This is a genomic window from Acetobacter sp. A11-2 (assembly GCF_040208445.1).
Lineage (GTDB): Bacteria > Pseudomonadota > Alphaproteobacteria > Acetobacterales > Acetobacteraceae > Acetobacter > Acetobacter oryzoeni.
Map to the genome: position 1 here is coordinate 260,335 of NZ_CP157843.1, position 20,293 is coordinate 280,627.

Genomic DNA, 20,293 nt, shown 5'->3' on the forward strand with positions numbered 1-20,293 from the left:
AAAGGCGTTCGTGTGGCGTGGAATTTCGCGCCGCCGGTCGCAAGCTGGAAGGCTATGCCGCAGTGTTTGGGGCATCAGCTCGCATTGGCAGTTTTTCAGAAACCATCCGTTCTGGGGCGTTTTCACAAACGCTCCAGAGCAACCCGGATATTCTTGCCTTGGTAGATCATGACCCTACTAGGCTGCTGGCACGCACGGCGTCTGGTTCGCTCAAACTGGCGGAAGACACGCGCGGGCTGCATTTTGAACTGGCAATCCCAGACACCCAGCTTGGTCATGATGTTCTGGCTTTGGCCGAGCGGCGTGATCTGGGCGGCATGTCTTTTGGTTTCCGCGTCAAAGATGAAGCGTGGCCCGCGTCAGATCAACGGGAACTGCGTGCAGTCGATCTGGTGGAGATCAGCGTTGTGCAGGCGTTTCCTGCCTATGCCGATACCACCATATCAGCACGTAGCCGTCTGGTTGGTCTGACACCTGCACAACGGCTGCGCTTCTTGGAGACAATCTGATGAGCTTTCTTGATCGCCTTTTTGGCCGCACAGAAAAGCGCGATACGGTATCAGCAGAACCTGTTTTGCCCAGCATGTGGTTTCCACGCGGTCCCGGCAATCCAGAAGGACTGTCAACTGTTCTGGCTTGCGTCAATGCGATAGGCAGCGGCATTGGTTCGCTGGATGTGCATGTTTACAACACATCTGGCGATACCAGAACAGAAGCCCCAAACCATCCAGTAGCGCGGCTGATACGCCAGCCAAACGAAAATCAGACATGGCCTGATCTTGTGGAATGGCTCATGGGTAGTGTTCTGCTGACAGGCAACGCGCTGCTGACCATCCAGTATGATGGTGCAGGCCGTCCCACGGGGTTAACACCTGTGCCGTGGCAATGCGTGCAGGTGGATAGGCTGGCATCAGGTCGCCTGCGCTACACGGTCATTGCATGGCAAGGTATCACACGCACCTATCTGGATGATGAGGTTTTCCACCTGCGCGACCGTTCAGATGATGGGCTGATGGGACGTAGCAGGTTAAGCCGCGCAAGAGATGTGCATACGGCTGCTGCTGCCTTGCAAGATTACAGCCTGAACATGTGGCAGAACCAAGCCACACCGAGCGGCATCATCACATTCGAAAATGCACGGCCTGCACCAGCCGCACTGGATGAATTGAAGCAGGAAGTCCGCAACAAGTTTTCTGGCACCGGCAATGCACGTCAGGTCATGGTTATGTCCAATGGCATGAAGTGGCAATCTATCGGTATCAGCCCAGAAGATGCCGAAGCATTGGAAAGCCGCAAGTTCAGCGTTCAGGAACTGTGCCGTGTCTATGGTGTGCCACCACCGATTGTGCAGGACTACAGCAACAACACGTTTACGAACGCAACACAGGCCAGCTTGTGGTTTGCCACCAATACGTTGCTGCCTTGGGCACGCAAGATTGAAGCTGAATTCAAGCGTTCAGTGTTTGGTGCATCCAGCCCGTTCGAAATGCACATAGACCTGTCCAGTATGATGCGTGGTGACTACGCAACCCGCTGGCAGTCCTATGGCATTGCCATACAGAATCAAATTCTGACCGTGAACGAAATTCGTGAGCAGGAAGGATACAATCCCAAGCAGGAGGATGCAGCGTGAAATCGCGTTATGACCATCTGCCGCCCGGTCTTTTGCCTATTGTTTTGCGCCGTAAGGCTGCATCGGCATTTTTTGATGTAAGCGAAAGCACTTTTGACAAAATGGTTGAGCAGGGACTTATCCCTAAACCGGCGCGTATAGGCTCAATATCAATCTGGTTCCGGCCTGCTTTAGTAGCAGCGGCGGCAAGAATGACCGGCACAGAACTGCAATATTCTGCCCAGGCAGAAATGCAGGATGCACCTAACGAATGGGATGCAATCGTTAAAAAATGATACAGGTGAAGCGGCGCTATAAATACGTGTCAGAAGATATAGACCGGCACGGCAATGTGCGTGTGTATTTGCGCCGTCCGGGCCAGAGAAAAGTCCGACTGCATCAGATACCCGGAACGCCGGAATTTGATGAAGAATACCGCAAGGCAATGGCAGGCGAAATCCTGCCAGCCACGCCAACCAGAGAAGTCGTCATTCCGGGCAGTTTTCGGGATCTGTGCATAAGCTATTTTGGTTCGGCCACATTTGCACGGTTGGATGGTCGCACCCAGTATGTCCGGCATGGCGTTCTGGATGGTCTGTGTGAAACATGCGGCAAGTTTCAGGTTGCTACCATCCAGCCGCGGCATGTTCTGGCGTTGCGAGATAGCAAGCAGGGCAAAGTAGCGGCAAGCAACGGCATTCTCAAAGCCTTACGCCAGCTTTTTGCATATGGTGTTCAGATTGGCGCGTTAAGCAAAAATCCAGCCAAGGACGTGCCTTATATTCCATCATCAGGAACGGGTTTTCATAGCTGGTCAGAAAAAGAAATTGAGCAGTTCGAAAATATCCACCCGATTGGAACGCCTGCCAGATTGGCTTTTGCCATGCTGCTTTACACAGGGCAGCGCCGTGGTGATGTGGTGCAGATGGGCATCAAGGATGTGCGGGATGGATACATCACCTTCACCCAAGAAAAGAACATCAAGAAGAAGCCTGTCACACTCACGCTGCCAATCTTCCCTGAACTCAAGAAAATCATAGAGGCAACACCAGGCGCGTTGGAGGGAAACACATTCATCCAAAGCACCTATGGCAACCCATACACGCCAGAAGGTTTTGGGAATCGGTTTCGCCAATGGTGCAACGAAGCAGGGCTACCGCATTGCGCAGCGCACGGCTTGCGTAAGGCAGCAGCGGTGCGGATGGCAGAGATTGGATGCACAGCGCATGAGATCGCGGCTGTAACAGGCCACCGGTCATTGAAAGAGGTTCAACGCTACACGCTTGCAGCAGATCAGAAGCGACTGGCAGCGAGTGCGTTCGCACGTATGCAGGGACAAGAATTGTCCCACAATGAAGCAGAAAATGCAGAGTGGGGCAAAAACAGCCCGCAACGCATTGTAATTAAAGGGAAAAAATATGACATGGTGCCCAAGGGCGGGATCGAACCACCGACACTGCGATTTTCAGTCGCATGCTCTACCAACTGAGCTACTTGGGCACCGCAGCCTCGCGGCGTGAGAGAGCATGTATCTCACTCTTTGCAGGAGATCAAGTCACCTTTCGTCATTTCTTTCAGCTTTTTCATCATTTTCAATCGGAGCAGGCGCACCGGGAATACGATAGTCGCCAGAAAACCAGCGGCCGAGATCCACATCCGCACAACGTTTTGAGCAAAAAGGGCGAAATTCAGCCTGTGCAGGTTTGCCGCATACGGGGCATTTAGCGGGTTTAGAAGTCATGCGTCCTGAACCGTCCAGAAAAAATCAGGCAAAGCAGGATCAGCCTTTAGGGTTAAAGGCTTCCCACGGAGCTGCACACAGTCTGCTACAGCCTGCGGGTCCTGCTCCAGTGCCCGAATAAGGGGAATACTGCCACGTAAGATGGTTGCTGTAGGAGCTTCTGCCAAAATGGTGCGGAGCGCCTTAAGCGCATGCCCATGGGAAGAGTTTAGAAGCTCTGGAAGAGAAGGATAAATACGCGGGCGCACAATTTCAATCAGCCCTAAAGCGCTGACACCAAGGCAGCGTGGGCGAAGAGGGTCTGCCTGCAAGGCTGCCTGCACAACATCCTGCAAGGCCTGACGCTTGCGCATGGCCATGCCTGCTGGATCAATAACAATAGCGCCAGAAAGATTGCGCAGGCGAATTTGGTGCAAAAGTTCAGGCAATGCATCACGATTTGCAGCAAATTGTGCGGTCTGTTTGGGCCGAGACCCCGCAACAGGTGGGGCATCCATATCAATGGCAACAAGTGCAGGGGTGGGCGTAATGGTGGCCTGCATATTGCCGGGCAGTTCTACAGTGCTGTCTTCCAGAGCATGACATGCAGCCATGATTTCTGGTGGCATGGGTGTAAACCCGGATTCTCTTTTTGCGCGTAAGGATAGAGGCACGCGGGCAGCTGCTTGTGGGGTATCTACTACAATGGTTGCCTTAGGCCATTGGCTGGCCAAACGCTCTAAAGGTGTTGGGCCAGCAGTTACAAGGCCAATATCCTTACCTTGTGCAGAAGGCTCCAGCATGCGCACACGCACACCCTTGCCACCTTGTGCTGCGCGAGAAACGCAAACTGTTATGCTTTGGCCTTCGGTAAGATGAGAGACCGCTTTCTGATCAGATAGAAAGCCCTGCAAGCCTTGGCCCAGATCAACAAAAGCCCCACCCATAAAGGCAGCTTGTGCCGCCACGCGGGCAACATAAATATTGCCAACAAGATCCGGGGCAGCTGGTCGCCAGAGTGCGTAATCCAGCAGCGCATCATCTTGGGTAACGGCAAGGCGCATTTCACCCGGAAAGGTGGCAACACGCAAATATTGCATCACGCCAGCCAGTGCCCGGGTTGCCCACGTAAAAGTTGGGCTGTTTCGAACAGGGGTAACCCAATAACAGCTGAGCTGCTACCAGATAGAAAGCGAATAAAGCTGGCTGCATGGCCTTGCAGGGCATAACCACCTGCTTTGCCTTCCCAATCACCTGCATCTAACAAGGCATTGATCTGATGAGGCGTGAGGCGGTTAAACGTAACTGCTGTTTCTACCAGCCGGTCCGCTGCTTTGCCTTTTGACCAAGTGGCACTGGGCATAACAGCAACAGATGTGATGACCGTGTGCCGTCTGCCAGAAAGACGTTCCAGACAGAATTGCGCTGTTTCACGGTTTTCGGCTTTGGGCAAAATACGCCGCCCCAACGTAACCACTGTATCCGCCGCAAGAATTAATGCGGGTTCGGTCACACAGGCAGCCACAGCACGCGCTTTTTCTAACGCCATACGGCGCGCATAAGCGCGAGGAAGTTCGTTTTTTGCGGGTGTTTCGTCAATATCAGCCGGAACAATGCGGTCAGGCACTACGCCAATCTGGCGCAGCAGATCTACCCGCCGGGGCGAAGCAGATGCCAGTACAAGGAGAGGTGACTCTCCTTTAACGGAGTTCTGCTGGCCGGAAACTGTCACGGCTTTATTTGAAGCGGAACGTAATGCGACCCTTGGAAAGGTCGTAAGGTGTCATTTCAACATTCACGCGGTCACCCGCCAGAACGCGAATACGGTTTTTACGCATTTTGCCGCTGGTGTGCGCCAAAATAACGTGTTCATTGTCCAGCTTTACGCGGAACATGGCATTAGGCAGCAGTTCAGTTACCGTGCCGCTAAATTCAATCATGTCTTCTTTAGACATTGCATCCTTCGTATGTTTCAGAGCCGTTAAAGGTCAATCTTGGTGAGCAGATATGGGTGACCGGCAGCCTATGGTCAAGCATTAGGTGTTGAGGCTGCCAGTGCATCCAGTCTGGCGGAAACGCTAAGTGCATGGGCTTCCAGGCCTTCGGCCTGAGCCAATGCTACAGCAGCAGGTCCAATCTGGCGGAGAGCATCAGGCCCACCGGAAAGGAACGTTGTACGCTTCAGGAAGTCAAAAACAGACAGGCCAGAAGCAAAACGCGCGGTGCGTGAAGTCGGCAGCACATGGTTGGGGCCGCCTACGTAATCCCCAACTGCTTCTGGGCAGAAACGGCCCAGAAAAGCCGCCCCGGCATGGCGCACATGGGCAAACAGGCTTTCCGGGTCATCTACCATCAGTTCAAGATGTTCGGGGGCAAGGCGGTTTGCCAGTTCCACCGCTTCTTTCATATCACGGCAGATCAGCACCGCTCCGTTACGGGCCCAGCTTGCACCGGCAATAGCAGCGCGGGAGAGCACGCGCAGTTCAGCTTCCACAGCCGCAATCACAGTGTCTGCAAACGCCGCATCGGGGGTGATGAGCGTGGCCTGCGCGCATTCGTCATGCTCAGCCTGTGCCAGTAGGTCCAGAGCAATGAGGCGTGGATTTGTATTCGAATCGGCAATCACCACCACATCAGATGGGCCAGCAATGCTGTCTATGCCCACGTAGCCAAAAACCTGACGCTTGGCTTCGGCCACATATGCGTTGCCCGGGCCAACAATCCGGTCAACCGGGCGAATGGTTTGCGTGCCGTAAGCCATGGCGCCCACTGCTTGCGCACCACCAACACGGTAGATTTCTGTAACACCGGCGCGATGCGCGGCGGCCAGCACCAGTGGGTTAATAACTCCATCAGGCGTGGGCACGCACATGGCCAAACGCTTTACCCCAGCAACTTTGGCGGGAATGGCGTTCATCAGCACGGAAGAGGGATATGCGGCTTTACCACCGGGCACATACAGGCCTACAGCATCCAGCGGAATCCAGCGCATGCCCAATGTCATACCAACATCATCTGTGTAACGGATATCAGAAGGCAGCTGGTTTTTATGGAAGGACTCGATACGTTGTGCTGCAACATCCAGAGCTTCCAGCAACTCCGGGCTTACTTTTGCACGTGCTTGCTCAATTTCTTCTGCTGTAAAGGCAAGCTGTTGAGCCGTAAGGGGCAGGCGATCAAAGCGTTCCGTAAAGGCGCAAAGTGCAGTATCGCCCTCTTTGCGCACGGCAGCCAGAATATCCGCAACCGGTTTATGAACTTCCTGCCCTTGTTCCTCACGGTTTGAAAGAAGGGCGGTAAATTCGGTTTCAAAATTCGGTTCGCGCGTATCAAGCCGTTTCATGGAATGCGTCTGCCTTACACATTTTCCGCAACGGGCGAGGATGCAGCAAGCGCCGTGCGAAAGCGGGAGAGAATGCGGTCAATCTGTTCCGGGCGGGTTTTAAGGGCCGTGCGGTTAACAATTACGCGGCTGGTAACCTGCGCGATGGTTTCCACTTCCTTCAAGCCGTTGGCTTTTAGGGTAGAGCCCGTGTCTACCAGATCCACAATCAGACGAGAAAGCCCAAGCATGGGGGCCAGTTCCATAGCGCCGTGCAAATGCACGATGGTGGCGTTAATGCCCCGTGCTGCAAAAAAGCGCCGCGTGATAGCCGGGTATTTGGTGGCCACGCGCACTTCAGACCATCGCTTCCATTCCTGCGGATCATGCGGAAGGTGGGCAGGCTGCGCGACAGAAATGCGGCATGCGCCAATACCCAGATCAAGCGGGGCATAAATTTCGGGGTAATCGAATTCCATCAGCACATCAGCGCCGCAAACGCCAACCTGAGCACCACCGCTGGCTACAAAGGTTGCCACATCAAACGAGCGCACGCGCACCACATCAACCTGTGGGTCCTGCGTGGGAAAGCGCAGTTTGCGGCTATCTCCGCCCAAACATTCCGGGGCAGGGGCCATGCCTGTGCCAGACATAAGGGGGGACACGGCTTTGAGGATACGGCCTTTAGGTAGAGCCAGAACAATGCGCCCGTTATCTTCCGTGCCGAAAGATGTTTCGGTCTGATGGGCAGGGCGGGGATGGTTCATGAAAACTCCGGCGGAGGCAAGGCGTGTCAAATTAGGCCTGCACTCCTACCACAAGGTGCAGCAGAAGAAAAATATGTAGTGGCCACATCTGCCATCTGTTTGCTTCTGGCAGATATGGCTACCCGCCAGATCTAAAGGGAAAACCCTTTAGATCTGGTAGAGGCATGGTGTGATTTACTTCTTCCACCAGCCGGTACGCCTGCGCGTTGCCGGCGGGCTATCTTCGATCACGATAGGCTGAACAATAGCTTCTTCCGTTTGTTTATCAGAAGCCTCAGTTACGGCTGCTTTAGGGGCAGCTACAGCTTCGCTTTCGCTGGCAGCTTCCGTAGCAGGTGCAGGTTCTGCCTTTTTGCGAGCAGTACGCCGACGTGTTGTTTTCTTCGGCTTTTCCTCGGCAGTTTCTGCTGTGGAAGGTTCTGCTGTTTCCGCAGTCTCATCCTTTACCGCCGTTTTGCGGCGGGTTGTGCGGCGGCGCACAGGCTTTTTGGGCGGCTCTGCTTCAGCTGAGGCAGTCTCATCTGCCGGTGCTGCTACAGGAGCTTCAGCCTGTTCGGCAGTTTCTTCTGCTGCGGGTTCTACCTTCTTACGTGTACGGCGGCGGCGTGGTTTAGGCGCTTCTTCCGTTTTTTCAGGCTCTTCCGCTGCGGTCGCAACAGGCTGAGGCGTAACCTCTTCTGTTTTTGCTGGTTCAGCAGGAGTGCTTGCAGTTTCTTCCTGCACGTTTGCCGCTTTTGGTTCAGGTGTAACTTCGGCAGCCTGTTGGCGTGCAGTATTTTCCAGCAGCTCGAAAATATCTGGCGCACCGCCAAATGGATTGGCCGGTATTGGGCCTTCCCATGCTGGCATAGTGGGCCGTGGTGCCGGACCTTCTTCGATATCTACGTGGATTTCTGTACGCGTTTCAGTCGGTTTGCGCACGCGGGAGCGGCGGGTTCTACGCCGGCCCGGCACCAGATTGGTTTCTGCATCTGCTTCTGCAACAGGTTCTGCTGCATCTTCAGAGGCTGCAATTGGCGCAGCTTCATCTGCTTCCGGTGTGACGGCATCAGACTGCGTCTGTGTCGCAGATGTCTGATTGGTATCCTGATCACTCCGCCGACGGCGACGACGGCGACGGCGACGACGTGGCTCATCCGAATTATCGACAGCTTCCTGAATGGCAGAAGGTTCTGCCGCCGGAAGTTCTGGCGTGGCTGCAACAACCTCGTCTGCCACAATGTTTTCAACTGGTGGCAATGGGGGCTGAATCCGTGGCGGACGGGCATGCTGGCGACGTTCGATCCGAACTTCTGGAGCAGGCAGCGTGTTGTCTGCGGCAAACAGCACTTCCATCTGGTGGCGCTGCTCAATCTGGGTCAGCCAGTCTCGCTTGTTGTTCAGGATATAGAAAGCAATATCCGCAGCAACATGCACGGTAATGGCGGAAGAACGGCGGCGCGCACCTTCTTCTTCCACTGCGCGCAGAACATGCAGGGCGGAGCTTTCGATGCTGCGCATCATGCCTGTGCCATTACAGTGCGGGCAGGGCATGAAGGCGGCTTCTGCCACAGATGGCCGCAGCCGTTGGCGCGACATTTCCAGCAACCCGAAGTGGGAGATGGAGCCAATCTGAATACGGGCCCGATCATGCCGCAGGGCATCTTTCAGGCGGCGTTCGATCATGGAGTTGTGACGGCGGGACTCCATATCAATGAAGTCGATCACAATCAGCCCAGCCAGATCACGCAGGCGCAGTTGGCGGGCCACTTCATCAGCTGCTTCCTGATTGGTACGGAAGGCTGTTTCTTCAATATTCCGCTGGCTGGTGGCTTTGCCGGAGTTTACGTCAATGGCAACCAGGGCTTCTGTCTGGTTGATAACCAGATAACCGCCAGAGCGCAGAGACACCACGGGGGAGAACATGGCATCCAGATGCCCTTCCACGTGGTAGTGCGTGAACAGGGGCTGGTTTTCCTTGTTCCACAGTCGGACTTTTTCTGCATGCTGAGGCATTAGCATGCGCATGAAGTCCCGCGCGGCCTTCCAGCCGTTTTCTCCATCCACCACAATTTCGCTGATTTCGCGGGTGTAAACATCGCGGATGGCGCGTTTTACCAAGCTCGCTTCTTCGTAAATCAGCGCAGGTGCAACAGATTGAAGCGTATGCTCGCGGATATCATCCCACAGATGGAGCAGGTATTCGCAATCTCGCGTAATTTCGGTGCCGGGCCGCTGGGCACCTGCCGTGCGCACAATCATGGCCATGCCGCGGGGCAGGTTCAGGTCAGAAACAATATCCCGCAGGCGGCGGCGGTCTGCCACAGATGTAATCTTGCGTGAAACACCACCACCACGCAGGGCATTAGGCATAAGCACGCAATAGCGCCCAGCCAGAGAAACATAGGTGGTCAGGGCTGCGCCCTTGTTGCCGCGTTCTTCCTTAACCACCTGCACCAGCAGCACCTGCCGGCGGCGGATAACTTCCTGAATGCGATAGTTGCGCAGGAATCGGGCAATGCGTTTCTGAATAAGGGCTTCTTCACCCGTATCTGTTTCGCCGCCTACATAATCAGGTGCATCCTGCTTATTGGCAGAGCGCTGGCCCTGTTCTGAACCTTCGTCTTCCTCATTCTGAGCAGAGGAGTCAGATTCAGAAGTGTCCTGTTCAGCGTCAGATGCCTGTGTTTCTGCGCTTTCTGGGGCATCATCTTCATCAGCGCCGTTTTCCAGCAGAGCTTCTTCTTCAGCTTGCAGAGCGAGAAGCTTTTCGCGGTCAGAAACCGGGATCTGATAGTAATCAGGATGGATTTCGCTAAAAGCCAGAAAGCCGTGGCGGTTGCCGCCATATTCTACAAAGGCGGCCTGCAGGCTTGGCTCTACGCGAACAACGCGGGCAAGGTAGATGTTCCCTTTAAGCTGCTTTTTGGCAGCAGATTCAACATCGTAATCTTCAAGCCGATTTCCGTCCATCACAACAACGCGCGTTTCTTCCGCGTGTGTTGCGTCGATCAGCATACGCTTTGACATAAAAAGAAAAACTCCGGTGCGCCGGTGGCCAGCCTGTGTGGTGCTGCCGCGTAAATGGCATGGCACGACGGAGCAGGGGCTCTTCCGGCGGATATAAACAGGCGTGCGATAAAAATTGGAAGGCGTACAAAGTTTCCACAGCTGCCCCTGTATCAGCATCCATCAGGCATGGTACGGCCTGCGGTCTGGCTGTTTTCAGCAAAGGGGAGGGGCGGGCGATGGTCATGTATCCTTCAGTCAGTGTTTTCTGCCCCTGATCTTTATGCGTGCGGGCGCGGTATTTATGTAACCGGCGGCCCCCGTTCACGGCATGGACGGAGCGGAAAAAGCGCATGACGGGCATTTCTACCCTTGTTGCCACGCTGTGTGAACATGGCTCAAATAACTATAAATCGCAAGCCATTCGTAACAAACACTGTTTTAGGGTGCCGATACACCTTTTTTCTGTCATTTTCAGTGCACACTTTGGCATAAAGTGAACAGGAGCACTTTAATGGCTTTTCAGGCAGACAAGATGGACGGCAAAACTGTTACTTCTGCAGCGGTGCAGAAGGGCGTAACGCGCCGTTCCGGCCTGCTGTATTTGGGTGGTGGCGGACTTGTTGCTGCCAGTGTGCCGGCAGATGTTTGGGCTGCAAGTAAGCAGGCAACAGGGCATAAGCTGGCCGCTCCGGCCATTATTGGCAAGGCACGGCCTGCTGCTCCGCTTGTAATGTTAGACCCCGGGCATGGCGGTAAAGACCCAGGTGCCATTGGGTATACCGGCACATATGAAAAGCATGTAGCAGAAGCTGCCGCGCAGGAATTGAAGCGGCAATTATTGGCAACAGGCCGTTACCGCGTGGCCATGACACGTGCCGGAGACCATTTTGTGCCGCTGGATGGCCGGGTAGAATTGGCGCAGCAGCACGGAGCTTCACTGTTTATTTCCATGCATGCCGATGCCTTGCACAGCCCACAGGTGCGCGGTGCAAGTGTTTACACCCATTCGCACGGAGCATCAGACAGTCAGACAGCAGATTTGGCCAAGACTGAAAACAGTGCAGACCGATATGGTGGGCCAATGGTGCACAGTGCATCGCCAGAGGTGCAGCAGATTCTTGCTAGCCTGGTAACAGAGGAGACCCGCAAAGGGTCAGCCCACATGGCGCAGGCTGTTGTGTCGGCTTTCAATTCTCGGGTGTTGCTGCTGCCGCATCCACATCGGCATGCTGCTTTTGCGGTGTTGAAATCTGCCCAAATCCCCTCTGTTCTGGTTGAAATGGGCTTTATGTCAAACCGGATGGATGAGGCCGCGTTGCGTCAGGCTGGCCACCGGGCCATGGTGGCCGGGGCCATGCGAGATGCCGTTAATCGTTATTTTGCATCAGCTGGCGTAGGGTTGGCAGGCTGAAGGCGCGCTTGCTTGCGGGCAAGACGGCGTTGCTTAAGGATCAGCAGATGTTTGCGGAACCAATCTAGCATGCCAGATAGTGTAACAACTGTTACGCCAATAATTGTCCATTTATCCAACGGTTCATGGAACAGTGTGTAACTAAACAGCACCGCCCAAACCATTTGGGTATATTGAGGCAACGCAACGCGGCTGGCAGGGGTAAGGGTAGCCGCCAACATAATAAGTAACTGACCGAGGGCGGCCAGAAACCCATAGCCAAACAGATTTCCCCAATCTGCAACCGTTTCGGGCCATGTAAAATTGGGAAGGGCCAGAAGGCCATCTCCCAGTAGCGGTCCGGCTAAGCTGGAGCCAAGAACGCCCAGTTTTGTCGTGCCTGTACCAGCTACCCGGTAAGCAATAACATTTACAGCACTGGCAATAGCGGCGGCTAATGCGCAGGCATGCCCAAAATGAAGTGGCCGCACACCGGGGCGCAACACGATGAGAACACCGGCAAACCCGATTGCCACAGCAACCCAGCCCCAAGGGGACACTTTTTCCTTAAGAGCCACCACAGAAAGAATGGTGGCGATAAAGGGCATAAGGAACATCAGCGAGAGCGCTTCTGGCATGGACAGAAGCATGAAGGATTCTACGCTGGCGGCTGTGGCAACAAAGGTAGTCGCAGCCCGAATCCACCACATGCCCGGTTTTTGAATGGGTAGAATATTCAGCCACGATTGCCCGCGTGTTTTAACAAACGGAACCAGTAGCAGCCCAAAAACCCCACCAGAAAAAGCAACCTCAAATGGGTTAAGCCTGCCGGTCAGCAGTTTGGAGAAAGCATCGCTTATGGAAAAAGCTGCAAACCCCAATAAAGACAGCAGCAGGCCCTTGGTGAGCGGGCTAAGTTTCATGTGTTTTGCTCTGCCTAAAGGCGCGTAAGTGAAAAGAATAAAGAGGTGTCATAAACAGCCCGAAGGCTGAATTGAATACCCAATTCTTTATATTTACCATTTAGGGAGAAGAAAATATCATATAAGTTATATATGATATTTGGTGCCCAGAAGAAGACTCGAACTTCCACGACCTTGCGGCCACAGGTACCTGAAACCTGCGCGTCTACCAATTCCGCCATCTGGGCTCAAATGGCAACCAGGAGTGTTCCCGGCTGGTGATGAGCCGTTTACCCCGCTGTGATGGGGGCGTCAACAGGGAAAATGATTTTTCTGACAGATTTGTGTCATTTGTCTCTCTGGCGTGGGCGGAGGGAATGGCACACAGTGCACAAAATGCTTGGTAAACCTAGAAAACGAGGGTGACTTATGGGTGCGCGTAAAATTGCAACCGTATTGGGTGGTGGCGGGTTTGTAGGGCGTTATGTAGTGCAAAATCTGGCACGCGCTGGGTATGAGGTGCGCGTGGCCAGCCGCCGGCCAGATTTAACGGCACGTTTGCGTGCGTTGGGGCGTGTAGGGCAGATTGCACCTTTTTATGCATCTGTTGTGGATGATGCTTCTGTGGCCTGTGCCGTGCAGGGTGCGGATGTGGTGATCAACCTTGTGGCTGTTTTAACTTCCGTAAAGCAGCAAACGCTCCAAGCTGTTAATGTGGAAGGTGCAGGGCGGGTGGCCCGTATAGCTGCAGAAGCAAATGTGCCGGTGTTTGTGCAAATGTCCGCACTTGGTGCTTCGGAAACAGCTCTTTCAGATTACGGTAAAAGTCGCGCTGCGGGCGAAAAGGCGGTGCGCCAATATCGGCCGGATGCGGTGATTATACGGCCTTCGGTTATTTTTGGGCCGGAAGATCATTTCTTTAATATGTTTGCGGGCCTTGCGCGGTATTTGCCGTGTTTACCGGTTTACGGTGCACATGCGCGCTTACAGCCCGTGTATGTGGGGGATGTGGCGCAGGCAATATTCATGGCAGCACAGTCTTCAGCCTTCGCGGGAAAGGAGTTTTTGTTGGGTGGCCCGCAGGAAATGACCATGCTGGATATTGCCCGTTTTGTGTTGCGTGTAACGCGGCGGCATAAGCCCATTTTTATTGTGCCGGCAACGCTGGCAAAATTGCAGGCTATGGTTTTGGAGCGGCTGCCGGGGCATTTTCTCACGCAGGATCAGCTACGGATGTTGGCGTCTGATAACGTTGTGCCGGCGGGCCAATCCGGTTTTGAGGCGTTGAATATAGTGCCGCAAAGTGTTGGGGCTATTGTACCGTCTTACTTGGCACGGTTTAGGGGCGGTGAAGCCCAAAAAGACATATCCGTTCCTGTATAATGGGTTGAAGATAAAAAGGTCCGGAAAGTTACCTTTTTATCTGACCGATTAGACGAATTTAGGTTTCATCATGATGAAAAATATAAAAAGGTAAGCATTGCTGTCTTTTTATATTTACACAGAACAAGCACGTTAGCCCCAGCAAAGTTTAGGGGCGGAGTCTGTCTGGCGCGCCCTTTCTCCGGGGATGCCACATGACGACCAAGATGCTTCAATTTGTCTCTGTGCCGCAAAAGCAGCCAGACAAGCGCGCGGCTACGGCGCGGCGGACAGATTTTGATGAAATTTATGAAGACTTCGCAACACCAGAAGCAGCCCAGCAGGCCAGCCGGTGTTCACAGTGCGGCGTGCCATTCTGTTCGGTTCATTGTCCGCTTGGCAACAATATTCCTGATTGGCTGATGCTGACAGCACAGGGGCGGTTGGAAGAGGCCTATGGCGTTTCCTCCGCTACTAATACGTTCCCAGAAATCTGTGGTCGTATTTGCCCGCAGGATCGGCTGTGTGAGGGCAACTGCGTTATCGAACCGGGTTTCGAAAGCGTGACCATTGGTGCGGTAGAACGCTACATTACCGATACTGCGTTTGAAAAAGGCTGGGTTAAACCCGTTAATCCGGTGCTGGAGCGTAGCCAGTCTGTTGCCATTATTGGTGCTGGCCCGGCTGGTTTGGCAGCGGCAGATCAGCTGCGTGCGCAGGGTTATAAAGTGCATGTGTATGATCGGTATGACCGGGTAGGCGGTCTGCTGGTTTACGGTATTCCCGGCTTTAAGCTGGAAAAACACATTGTGGCGCGTCGCCATCAGTTGCTGGAAGAAGGCGGCGTGGTTTTTCATCTTGGCCAAGGCATTGGGGATGGTGAAGGCGAACTGTCTTTTGCAGATTTGCGTAGCCGCCATGATGCTGTTCTGATTGCAACCGGTGTTTATAAATCGCGCGAAATCGGTGGCCCCGGTGTTGGGCTGGCAGGTATTGAAAAGGCGCTGGACTACCTTACGGCGTCTAACCGGCGCTCCTTGGGCGATACCTTGCCGCCAGAAGCACAGGCATTGGATGCAGCGGGCAAAAACGTGGTGGTTCTGGGCGGTGGTGATACCGCCATGGACTGCGTGCGCACGGCTATTCGCCAAGGTGCAAAATCCGTGAAATGCCTGTATCGGCGTGATAAAGCCAACATGCCCGGTTCTGCCCGTGAAGTAAAAAATGCGGAAGAAGAAGGCGTGCAGTTTGAATGGTTGGCAGCCCCAGAAGCCTTTTTGGGTGATGGCCATGTTTCTGGCGTGCGTGCCGTGCGGATGAAGCTGGGCCTGCCAGATGCTACGGGCCGTCAGTCAGTTGAGCCGCTGGAAGGCTCTTCTTTCACGCTGGATGCCGATCTGGTTATCAAGGCTCTTGGGTTTGACCCGGAACCTCTGCCGCAACTGTGGGGGCAGAAGGATCTGGCCGTATCCCGTTGGGGGACGCTCAAGGTTGGTCAGAAAGATTTCATGACATCTCTGCCGGGCGTGTTTGCCGCAGGGGATATTGTGCGTGGGGCCAGTCTGGTTGTGTGGGCTATCCGTGATGGACGCGATGCCGCCGCTAGCATGCACGCATGGATTCAGGAAAATGTAACGGCTACCGCCAAGGCGGAGCAGGGCTAATGGATATGGAACAGTTTCCCAACACCGTTTCCGCTGAAAGTGGCGAGGAATTTCTGCAAGCGTGGGATGCCAACGTGGCCGCGCTGGATGGACTGTATGATCCCGCTGATGAGCGCGATTCCTGCGGTGTGGGCCTTGTGGCCGCACTGGACGGCAAGCGCCGGCGTGAGGTGGTTGAAGCTGGTATTGCCGCGCTGAAAGCGATTTGGCACCGCGGTGCTGTGGATGCCGATGGCAAGACAGGCGATGGCGCGGGTATTCATGTAGAAATTCCGCAGGAATTCTTTGCAGATGCCATTACCAGCACAGGTGATCGGCCGGATGAAAGCCGGATTGCGGTCGGGCAGGTGTTTCTGCCCAAAACCGATCTGGCTGCGCAGGAACAGTGCCGCCAGATTATCGAAACCCAGATTTTGGCGTTTGGATACGGCATTTACGGTTGGCGGCAGGTGCCGATTGATACGTCCTGCATTGGAGAAAAAGCCAACGCAACGCGCCCGGAAATTGAGCAGATCCTTATCCGCAATCTTCCCAACAAAGGGGAAGAAGAGTTTGAGCGTGATCTGTATGTGATCCGCCGCCGGATAGAAAAAGCTGCCATTGCCGCGCAGGTTGATCTGTATATCTGCTCGCTGTCATGCCGCTCCGTTATCTATAAAGGCATGTTCCTTGCCGAGCATCTGACAGAGTTTTATCCAGATCTGCTGGATGAACGCTTTGTCAGCCGCTTTGCTATCTATCACCAGCGTTATTCCACCAACACCTTCCCCACATGGAAGCTGGCGCAGCCATTCCGCCGCCTTGCGCATAATGGTGAAATCAACACCATTTCTGGCAACATCAACTGGATGAAAAGCCATGAAACACGGCTTTCTCACCCAGATCTTGATCCGTGGATGGCGGATATCAAGCCGCTGGTGCAGGCTGGTGGGTCCGATACCGCAACGCTGGATAACGTTTACGAACTGCTGACTTTTGCAGGGCGTGATGCTCCGTTTGCCAAGGCGCTGATGATCCCGGCAAGTGTGGGCGGCAATTCCTCCATGAAGCCCGCACACCGTGACATGTTCACGTATTGCAACGCAGTCATGGAACCGTGGGATGGCCCTGCAGCACTGTGCGCCACAGATGGCCGCTGGGTTGTGGCTGGGTTGGATCGCTCTGGCCTGCGCCCGCTGCGCTATACGGTCACAACTGATAACCTGCTGATTGTTGGTTCTGAAACCGGCATGGTGCGTGTGCCTGAAAACGCCATTGTCAGCCGTGGCCGCCTTGGGCCGGGTGAGATGATCGGCGTCGATCTTCAGGAAGCCAAGCTGTATGGTAATACCGAACTGCTTGATCTGCTGGCTGCACGGCAGGATTTTTCCAGCTGGATCAAACGTACCCAGAAAATTGGCCATATCGTCCGTTCGGATGTGACGGAGCCAGTTTATTATGAAGGCGAAGAACTGCGCCGCCGCCAGTTGGCTGTGGGCAGCACGCTGGAAGAACTGGAAGCCATTCTGCACCCGATGGTATCTACCGCCAGTGAAGCCATTGGCTCCATGGGGGATGATACGCCACTGGCCGTGCTTTCTCCGCGGTATCGTGGGTTGGCGCACTACTTCCGGCAGATGTTCAGCCAGGTTACCAACCCGCCCATCGATTCCCTGCGTGAATCCCGCGTGATGAGCCTGACAACGCGGCTGGGCAATCTGGGTAATATTCTGGATCAGTCTCCCGAACAGTGTGACATGCTCCAGTTGCCCAGCCCGGTGCTGACATCTGGTGAGTATGAAGGGCTGCGTAACTTTACGGGTACGTCTGGTTGCGTGATTGACTGCACATTCCCTGCTAAAGATGGGGAAGCAGGGCTGCGCGAAGCCATTGCCCGTATTCGCCGTGAAGCAGAAGAAGGCGTGCGTGGTGGGTGCACCCACGTGTTTCTGACGGATGAAGATCAGTCTGCCGAGCGTGCATCTATCCCCATGATTTTGGCAACAGGTGCTGTGCATACGCATCTGGTGCGCACATCCTTGCGTACATTCACCTCTTTGAACGTGCGCACAGCTACGGCGCTGGACGTGCACGCCATTGCGGTGACAATTGGCGTAGGTGCCACCACGGTTAACCCCTATCTGGCGCAGGAAAGTATTGCAGACCGGCATCGCCGTGGCCTGTTTGGGCAGATGAGCCTGCGTGAGTGCATGGAACGCTACCGTAAGGCGGTGGATAAAGGCCTGCTCAAGATTATGTCCAAGATGGGTATTTCCATCGTGGCATCTTACCGTGGCGGCTGTAATTTTGAGGCTGTGGGCCTTTCCCGCGCGCTTACGGCAGAATTCTTCCCGGGTATGCCTTCACGTATTTCCGGTATTGGGCTTTCCGGTATTGCACGCAATGTGCTGCAACTGCACGAACACGCATGGGCTGCAACAAATACGCTCACCTTGCCTGTCGGCGGTCTTTACAAGCTGCGCCGGAGTGGGGAGCAGCACGCCTTTGATGGCGGCCTTATCCATATGCTGCAAACAGCAGTGGCCACAGGCAGCTTCACCATCTACCAGCGCTATGCAGATGCCGTGCATGCTCAGCCACCTGTAGCCCTGCGTGATCTGCTGGACTTCCGCGATGGGCGCACGCCTATTCCGGTTGAAGAAGTGGAAAGCATTACGCAGCTGCGTAAACGCCTGATTTCCCCGGCAATTTCCTTGGGCGCGCTCAGCCCGGAAGCGCATGAAACGCTTTCCATCGCCATGAACCGCATCGGCGCAAAGTCCGATTCTGGTGAGGGTGGGGAAGATCCGGCACGCGCCAAGCCACGCCCGAATGGGGATAACGCATCCTCCGCCATCAAGCAGGTGGCATCTGGCCGGTTTGGTGTTACGGCACAGTATCTGAACGATTGCCGTGAGCTGGAAATCAAGGTGGCACAGGGTGCCAAACCGGGTGAAGGTGGGCAGCTTCCGGGCTTTAAGGTTACGGAGCTGATTGCCAAGTTGCGCCATGCAACCCCGGGTGTGACGCTGATTTCCCCGCCGCCGCATCATGACATCTATTCGATCGAAGATCTGGCGCAGCTGATTTACGATCTGAAGCAGATTAACCCGGAAGCAACGGTTACCGTTAAACTGGTGGCACGTTCCGGCATTGGCACCATTGCAGCTGGTGTGGCCAAGGCAAAAGCTGATGCCATTCTTATTTCCGGCCATTGTGGTGGCACGGGCGCAAGCCCGCTCAGCTCCATTAAATATGCGGGCCTGCCGTGGGAGCTTGGGCTGGCAGAAACGCATCAGGTGCTTATGCTGAACCGCCTGCGCCATCGTGTGCGTTTGCGGGCCGATGGTGGCATCAAAACCGGGCGTGATGTGGTGATAGCCGCCATGCTTGGGGCCGAGGAATTTGGTATTGGCACAGCCAGTCTTGTGGCCATGGGCTGCATTATGGTGCGCCAGTGCCATTCCAATACCTGCCCGGTAGGCGTGTGTTCGCAGGACCCCAAAATGCGCGCCAAGTTTGAAGGCACGCCCGAAAAGGTTATCAACCTGTTCTCCTTCATTGCAGAGGACGTGCGGAATATTCTGGCTTCGCTGGGTTTCCGCTCTCTGGATGAAATCATCGGCCGTACGGATCTGCTGCGGCAGGTTTCCCGCGGGGATGATTATCTGGATGATCTGGATCTGAACTCCCTGCTGTCTCAGGCAGATCCGGGGCCGTTTGCCCGCTACTGCACGCTGGATGGCCGGAACGAAGTGCCGGATACGCTGGATGCGCAGATGATTGGCGATGCCAAGCCGCTGTTCGACCACGGTGAGAAAATGCAGCTGCACTACAATGTGCAGAACACCCAGCGTGCCATTGGCACGCGCATTTCCTCTCTGATCGTGCGTCAGTTTGGCATGAAAACACTGGCGCCGGGGCATCTTACAGTGCGTCTGCGTGGGTCTGCCGGTCAGTCTCTGGGGGCGTTTGCCGTGCAGGGGCTCAAGCTGGAAGTGCTGGGTGATGCCAACGATTACGTGGGTAAGGGGCTTTCTGGCGCAACCATTACGGTGCGTCCATCTCCGTCCTCCACGTTGGTGTCCAACAAGAACGCCATTATCGGCAACACGGTTCTGTATGGGGCCACTGCGGGTGAACTGTATGCCGCAGGGCAGGCGGGTGAACGCTTTGCCGTGCGTAACTCTGGCGCAACCGCAGTTGTAGAAGGCTGTGGTTCCAACGGGTGTGAATACATGACTGGCGGCACCGTGGTGGTGTTGGATGATGTCGGTGATAACTTTGGCGCAGGCTTTACCGGCGGCATGGCCTTTGTGCTGGATAAGGACAATGTGTTCGACAGCCGGGTAAACCCCGAATCCTTGCTGTGGGTGCGCGTCACTGAACCCAAATGGGAGCAGATGCTGCGTGGGCTTGTTGAGCGGCATGTGGAAGAAACAGGTTCTGCTTATGCCAGCATGTTGCTGCATAAATGGGATGAGGTTCTGCCGCACTTCTGGCACGTTGTTCCCAAGGATTACGCCCGTATTATCGGCTTTACAGTGCCGGAACAGCAGTTGGAAAAAACAGCCTGAACCATAA

At 54.8% G+C, this 20,293-nt stretch carries 16 protein-coding genes, 2 tRNA genes and 1 pseudogene; 8 read left to right on the top strand and 11 right to left on the bottom strand.

Translation table 11 applies throughout. The features are described 5' to 3' along the window. Positions 1 to 17: 17 nt before the first annotated feature. From ABNV41_RS01300 to ABNV41_RS01310, 3 genes are read left to right on the top strand one after another with little or no spacing between them, the layout of a single operon-like run. Entirely contained in the window at positions 18 to 509 is a 492-nt protein-coding gene (locus ABNV41_RS01300; protein WP_240322958.1) for an HK97 family phage prohead protease, read from the top strand. Continuing rightward, positions 509 to 1,633 (top strand): phage portal protein, encoded by a 1,125-nt coding sequence (locus ABNV41_RS01305; protein ID WP_124297185.1) that lies wholly within the window; start codon positions 509 to 511, stop codon positions 1,631 to 1,633. Before ABNV41_RS01300 ends, ABNV41_RS01305 begins: the two co-directional genes overlap by 1 nt. Beyond that, entirely contained in the window at positions 1,630 to 1,908 is a 279-nt protein-coding gene (locus ABNV41_RS01310; protein WP_124297184.1) for an AlpA family transcriptional regulator, read from the top strand. The genes ABNV41_RS01305 and ABNV41_RS01310 overlap by 4 nt, the downstream gene beginning before the upstream one ends. Positions 1,909 to 1,937: 29 nt before the next feature. On the opposite strand, the gene ABNV41_RS01315 is transcribed toward ABNV41_RS01310, so the two are convergent. Then, entirely contained in the window at positions 1,938 to 2,258 is a 321-nt protein-coding gene (locus ABNV41_RS01315; RefSeq protein WP_259328732.1) for a hypothetical protein, read from the bottom strand. Between the two features lie 237 nt (positions 2,259 to 2,495). Between ABNV41_RS01315 and ABNV41_RS01320 the strand changes: the two are divergent. Then, positions 2,496 to 2,849, top strand: a pseudogene (locus tag ABNV41_RS01320) (tyrosine-type recombinase/integrase); the annotation flags it as partial. 187 nt (positions 2,850 to 3,036) lie between these two features. On the opposite strand, the gene ABNV41_RS01325 reads toward ABNV41_RS01320, so the two are convergent. The 8 genes from ABNV41_RS01325 to ABNV41_RS01360 all read right to left on the bottom strand — a co-directional run bounded on the left by ABNV41_RS01325 (position 3,037) and on the right by ABNV41_RS01360 (position 10,589). Further along, positions 3,037 to 3,112, bottom strand: a tRNA-Phe gene (locus ABNV41_RS01325). Between the two features lie 55 nt (positions 3,113 to 3,167). Next, positions 3,168 to 3,353: a DNA gyrase inhibitor YacG gene (locus ABNV41_RS01330; RefSeq protein WP_003628614.1), complete on the bottom strand. Its 186-nt coding sequence runs from the start codon at positions 3,351 to 3,353 to the stop codon at positions 3,168 to 3,170. Further along, the gene (locus ABNV41_RS01335) at positions 3,350 to 4,435 is read right to left on the bottom strand and encodes a ribonuclease E/G (RefSeq protein ID WP_050818372.1); all 1,086 of its coding nucleotides are present in this window, start codon (positions 4,433 to 4,435) and stop codon (positions 3,350 to 3,352) included. The genes ABNV41_RS01330 and ABNV41_RS01335 overlap by 4 nt, the downstream gene beginning before the upstream one ends. Next, positions 4,432 to 5,064: a nucleoside triphosphate pyrophosphatase gene (locus ABNV41_RS01340; RefSeq protein ID WP_050818371.1), complete on the bottom strand. Its 633-nt coding sequence runs from the start codon at positions 5,062 to 5,064 to the stop codon at positions 4,432 to 4,434. Before ABNV41_RS01340 ends, ABNV41_RS01335 begins: the two co-directional genes overlap by 4 nt. Positions 5,065 to 5,068: 4 nt before the next feature. Next, on the bottom strand, positions 5,069 to 5,287 hold the full coding sequence (infA, locus tag ABNV41_RS01345; RefSeq protein ID WP_003623225.1) for a translation initiation factor IF-1: 219 nt from the start codon (positions 5,285 to 5,287) through the stop codon (positions 5,069 to 5,071). 74 nt (positions 5,288 to 5,361) lie between these two features. Next, positions 5,362 to 6,675: a histidinol dehydrogenase gene (hisD, locus tag ABNV41_RS01350; protein WP_050818370.1), complete on the bottom strand. Its 1,314-nt coding sequence runs from the start codon at positions 6,673 to 6,675 to the stop codon at positions 5,362 to 5,364. Between the two features lie 14 nt (positions 6,676 to 6,689). Further along, entirely contained in the window at positions 6,690 to 7,421 is a 732-nt protein-coding gene (gene hisG / locus ABNV41_RS01355) for an ATP phosphoribosyltransferase (protein WP_003623223.1), read from the bottom strand. Between the two features lie 174 nt (positions 7,422 to 7,595). After that, positions 7,596 to 10,589: a ribonuclease E/G gene (locus ABNV41_RS01360; protein WP_050818369.1), complete on the bottom strand. Its 2,994-nt coding sequence runs from the start codon at positions 10,587 to 10,589 to the stop codon at positions 7,596 to 7,598. 334 nt (positions 10,590 to 10,923) lie between these two features. Here ABNV41_RS01360 and ABNV41_RS01365 point away from each other — a divergent pair, with 334 nt between their 5' ends. Next, positions 10,924 to 11,823: an N-acetylmuramoyl-L-alanine amidase gene (locus tag ABNV41_RS01365; protein ID WP_050818368.1), complete on the top strand. Its 900-nt coding sequence runs from the start codon at positions 10,924 to 10,926 to the stop codon at positions 11,821 to 11,823. Here the strand turns inward: ABNV41_RS01365 and ABNV41_RS01370 are convergent. Together ABNV41_RS01370 and ABNV41_RS01375 are read right to left on the bottom strand one after the other, a co-directional pair. Continuing rightward, positions 11,787 to 12,725 (bottom strand): DMT family transporter, encoded by a 939-nt coding sequence (locus ABNV41_RS01370; RefSeq protein ID WP_349934871.1) that lies wholly within the window; start codon positions 12,723 to 12,725, stop codon positions 11,787 to 11,789. The genes ABNV41_RS01365 and ABNV41_RS01370 overlap by 37 nt on opposite strands. A gap of 140 nt (positions 12,726 to 12,865) precedes the next feature. Continuing rightward, positions 12,866 to 12,952: transfer RNA gene (locus ABNV41_RS01375), tRNA-Leu, on the bottom strand. Positions 12,953 to 13,133: 181 nt separating this feature from the next. Here ABNV41_RS01375 and ABNV41_RS01380 point away from each other — a divergent pair. The 3 genes from ABNV41_RS01380 to gltB all read left to right on the top strand — a co-directional run bounded on the left by ABNV41_RS01380 (position 13,134) and on the right by gltB (position 20,286). Next, positions 13,134 to 14,087: a complex I NDUFA9 subunit family protein gene (locus tag ABNV41_RS01380; RefSeq protein WP_050818366.1), complete on the top strand. Its 954-nt coding sequence runs from the start codon at positions 13,134 to 13,136 to the stop codon at positions 14,085 to 14,087. Between the two features lie 194 nt (positions 14,088 to 14,281). Next, positions 14,282 to 15,730, top strand: coding sequence for an NAD(P)-dependent oxidoreductase (locus ABNV41_RS01385; protein WP_050818365.1), 1,449 nt, complete (start codon positions 14,282 to 14,284; stop codon positions 15,728 to 15,730). Beyond that, on the top strand, positions 15,730 to 20,286 hold the full coding sequence (gltB, locus tag ABNV41_RS01390) for a glutamate synthase large subunit (RefSeq protein ID WP_050818364.1): 4,557 nt from the start codon (positions 15,730 to 15,732) through the stop codon (positions 20,284 to 20,286). The genes ABNV41_RS01385 and gltB overlap by 1 nt, the downstream gene beginning before the upstream one ends. Positions 20,287 to 20,293 lie beyond the last annotated feature (7 nt).

Bases quoted from the DNA above. Each gene is read 5' to 3' on its own strand.
- ABNV41_RS01305 (WP_124297185.1), top strand. From the start codon at position 509: ATGAGCTTTCTTGATCGCCTTTTTGGCCGCACAGAAAAGCGCGATACG.
- ABNV41_RS01315 (WP_259328732.1), bottom strand. From the start codon at position 2,258: ATGCCGCGGCTGGATGGTAGCAACCTGAAACTTGCCGCATGTTTCACA.
- ABNV41_RS01330 (WP_003628614.1), bottom strand. From the start codon at position 3,353: ATGACTTCTAAACCCGCTAAATGCCCCGTATGCGGCAAACCTGCACAG.
- infA (WP_003623225.1), bottom strand. From the start codon at position 5,287: ATGTCTAAAGAAGACATGATTGAATTTAGCGGCACGGTAACTGAACTG.
- hisD (WP_050818370.1), bottom strand. From the start codon at position 6,675: ATGAAACGGCTTGATACGCGCGAACCGAATTTTGAAACCGAATTTACC.
- hisG (WP_003623223.1), bottom strand. From the start codon at position 7,421: ATGAACCATCCCCGCCCTGCCCATCAGACCGAAACATCTTTCGGCACG.
- ABNV41_RS01360 (WP_050818369.1), bottom strand. From the start codon at position 10,589: ATGCTGATACAGGGGCAGCTGTGGAAACTTTGTACGCCTTCCAATTTT.
- ABNV41_RS01365 (WP_050818368.1), top strand. From the start codon at position 10,924: ATGGCTTTTCAGGCAGACAAGATGGACGGCAAAACTGTTACTTCTGCA.
- ABNV41_RS01370 (WP_349934871.1), bottom strand. From the start codon at position 12,725: ATGAAACTTAGCCCGCTCACCAAGGGCCTGCTGCTGTCTTTATTGGGG.
- ABNV41_RS01380 (WP_050818366.1), top strand. From the start codon at position 13,134: ATGGGTGCGCGTAAAATTGCAACCGTATTGGGTGGTGGCGGGTTTGTA.
- ABNV41_RS01385 (WP_050818365.1), top strand. From the start codon at position 14,282: ATGACGACCAAGATGCTTCAATTTGTCTCTGTGCCGCAAAAGCAGCCA.
- gltB (WP_050818364.1), top strand. From the start codon at position 15,730: ATGGATATGGAACAGTTTCCCAACACCGTTTCCGCTGAAAGTGGCGAG.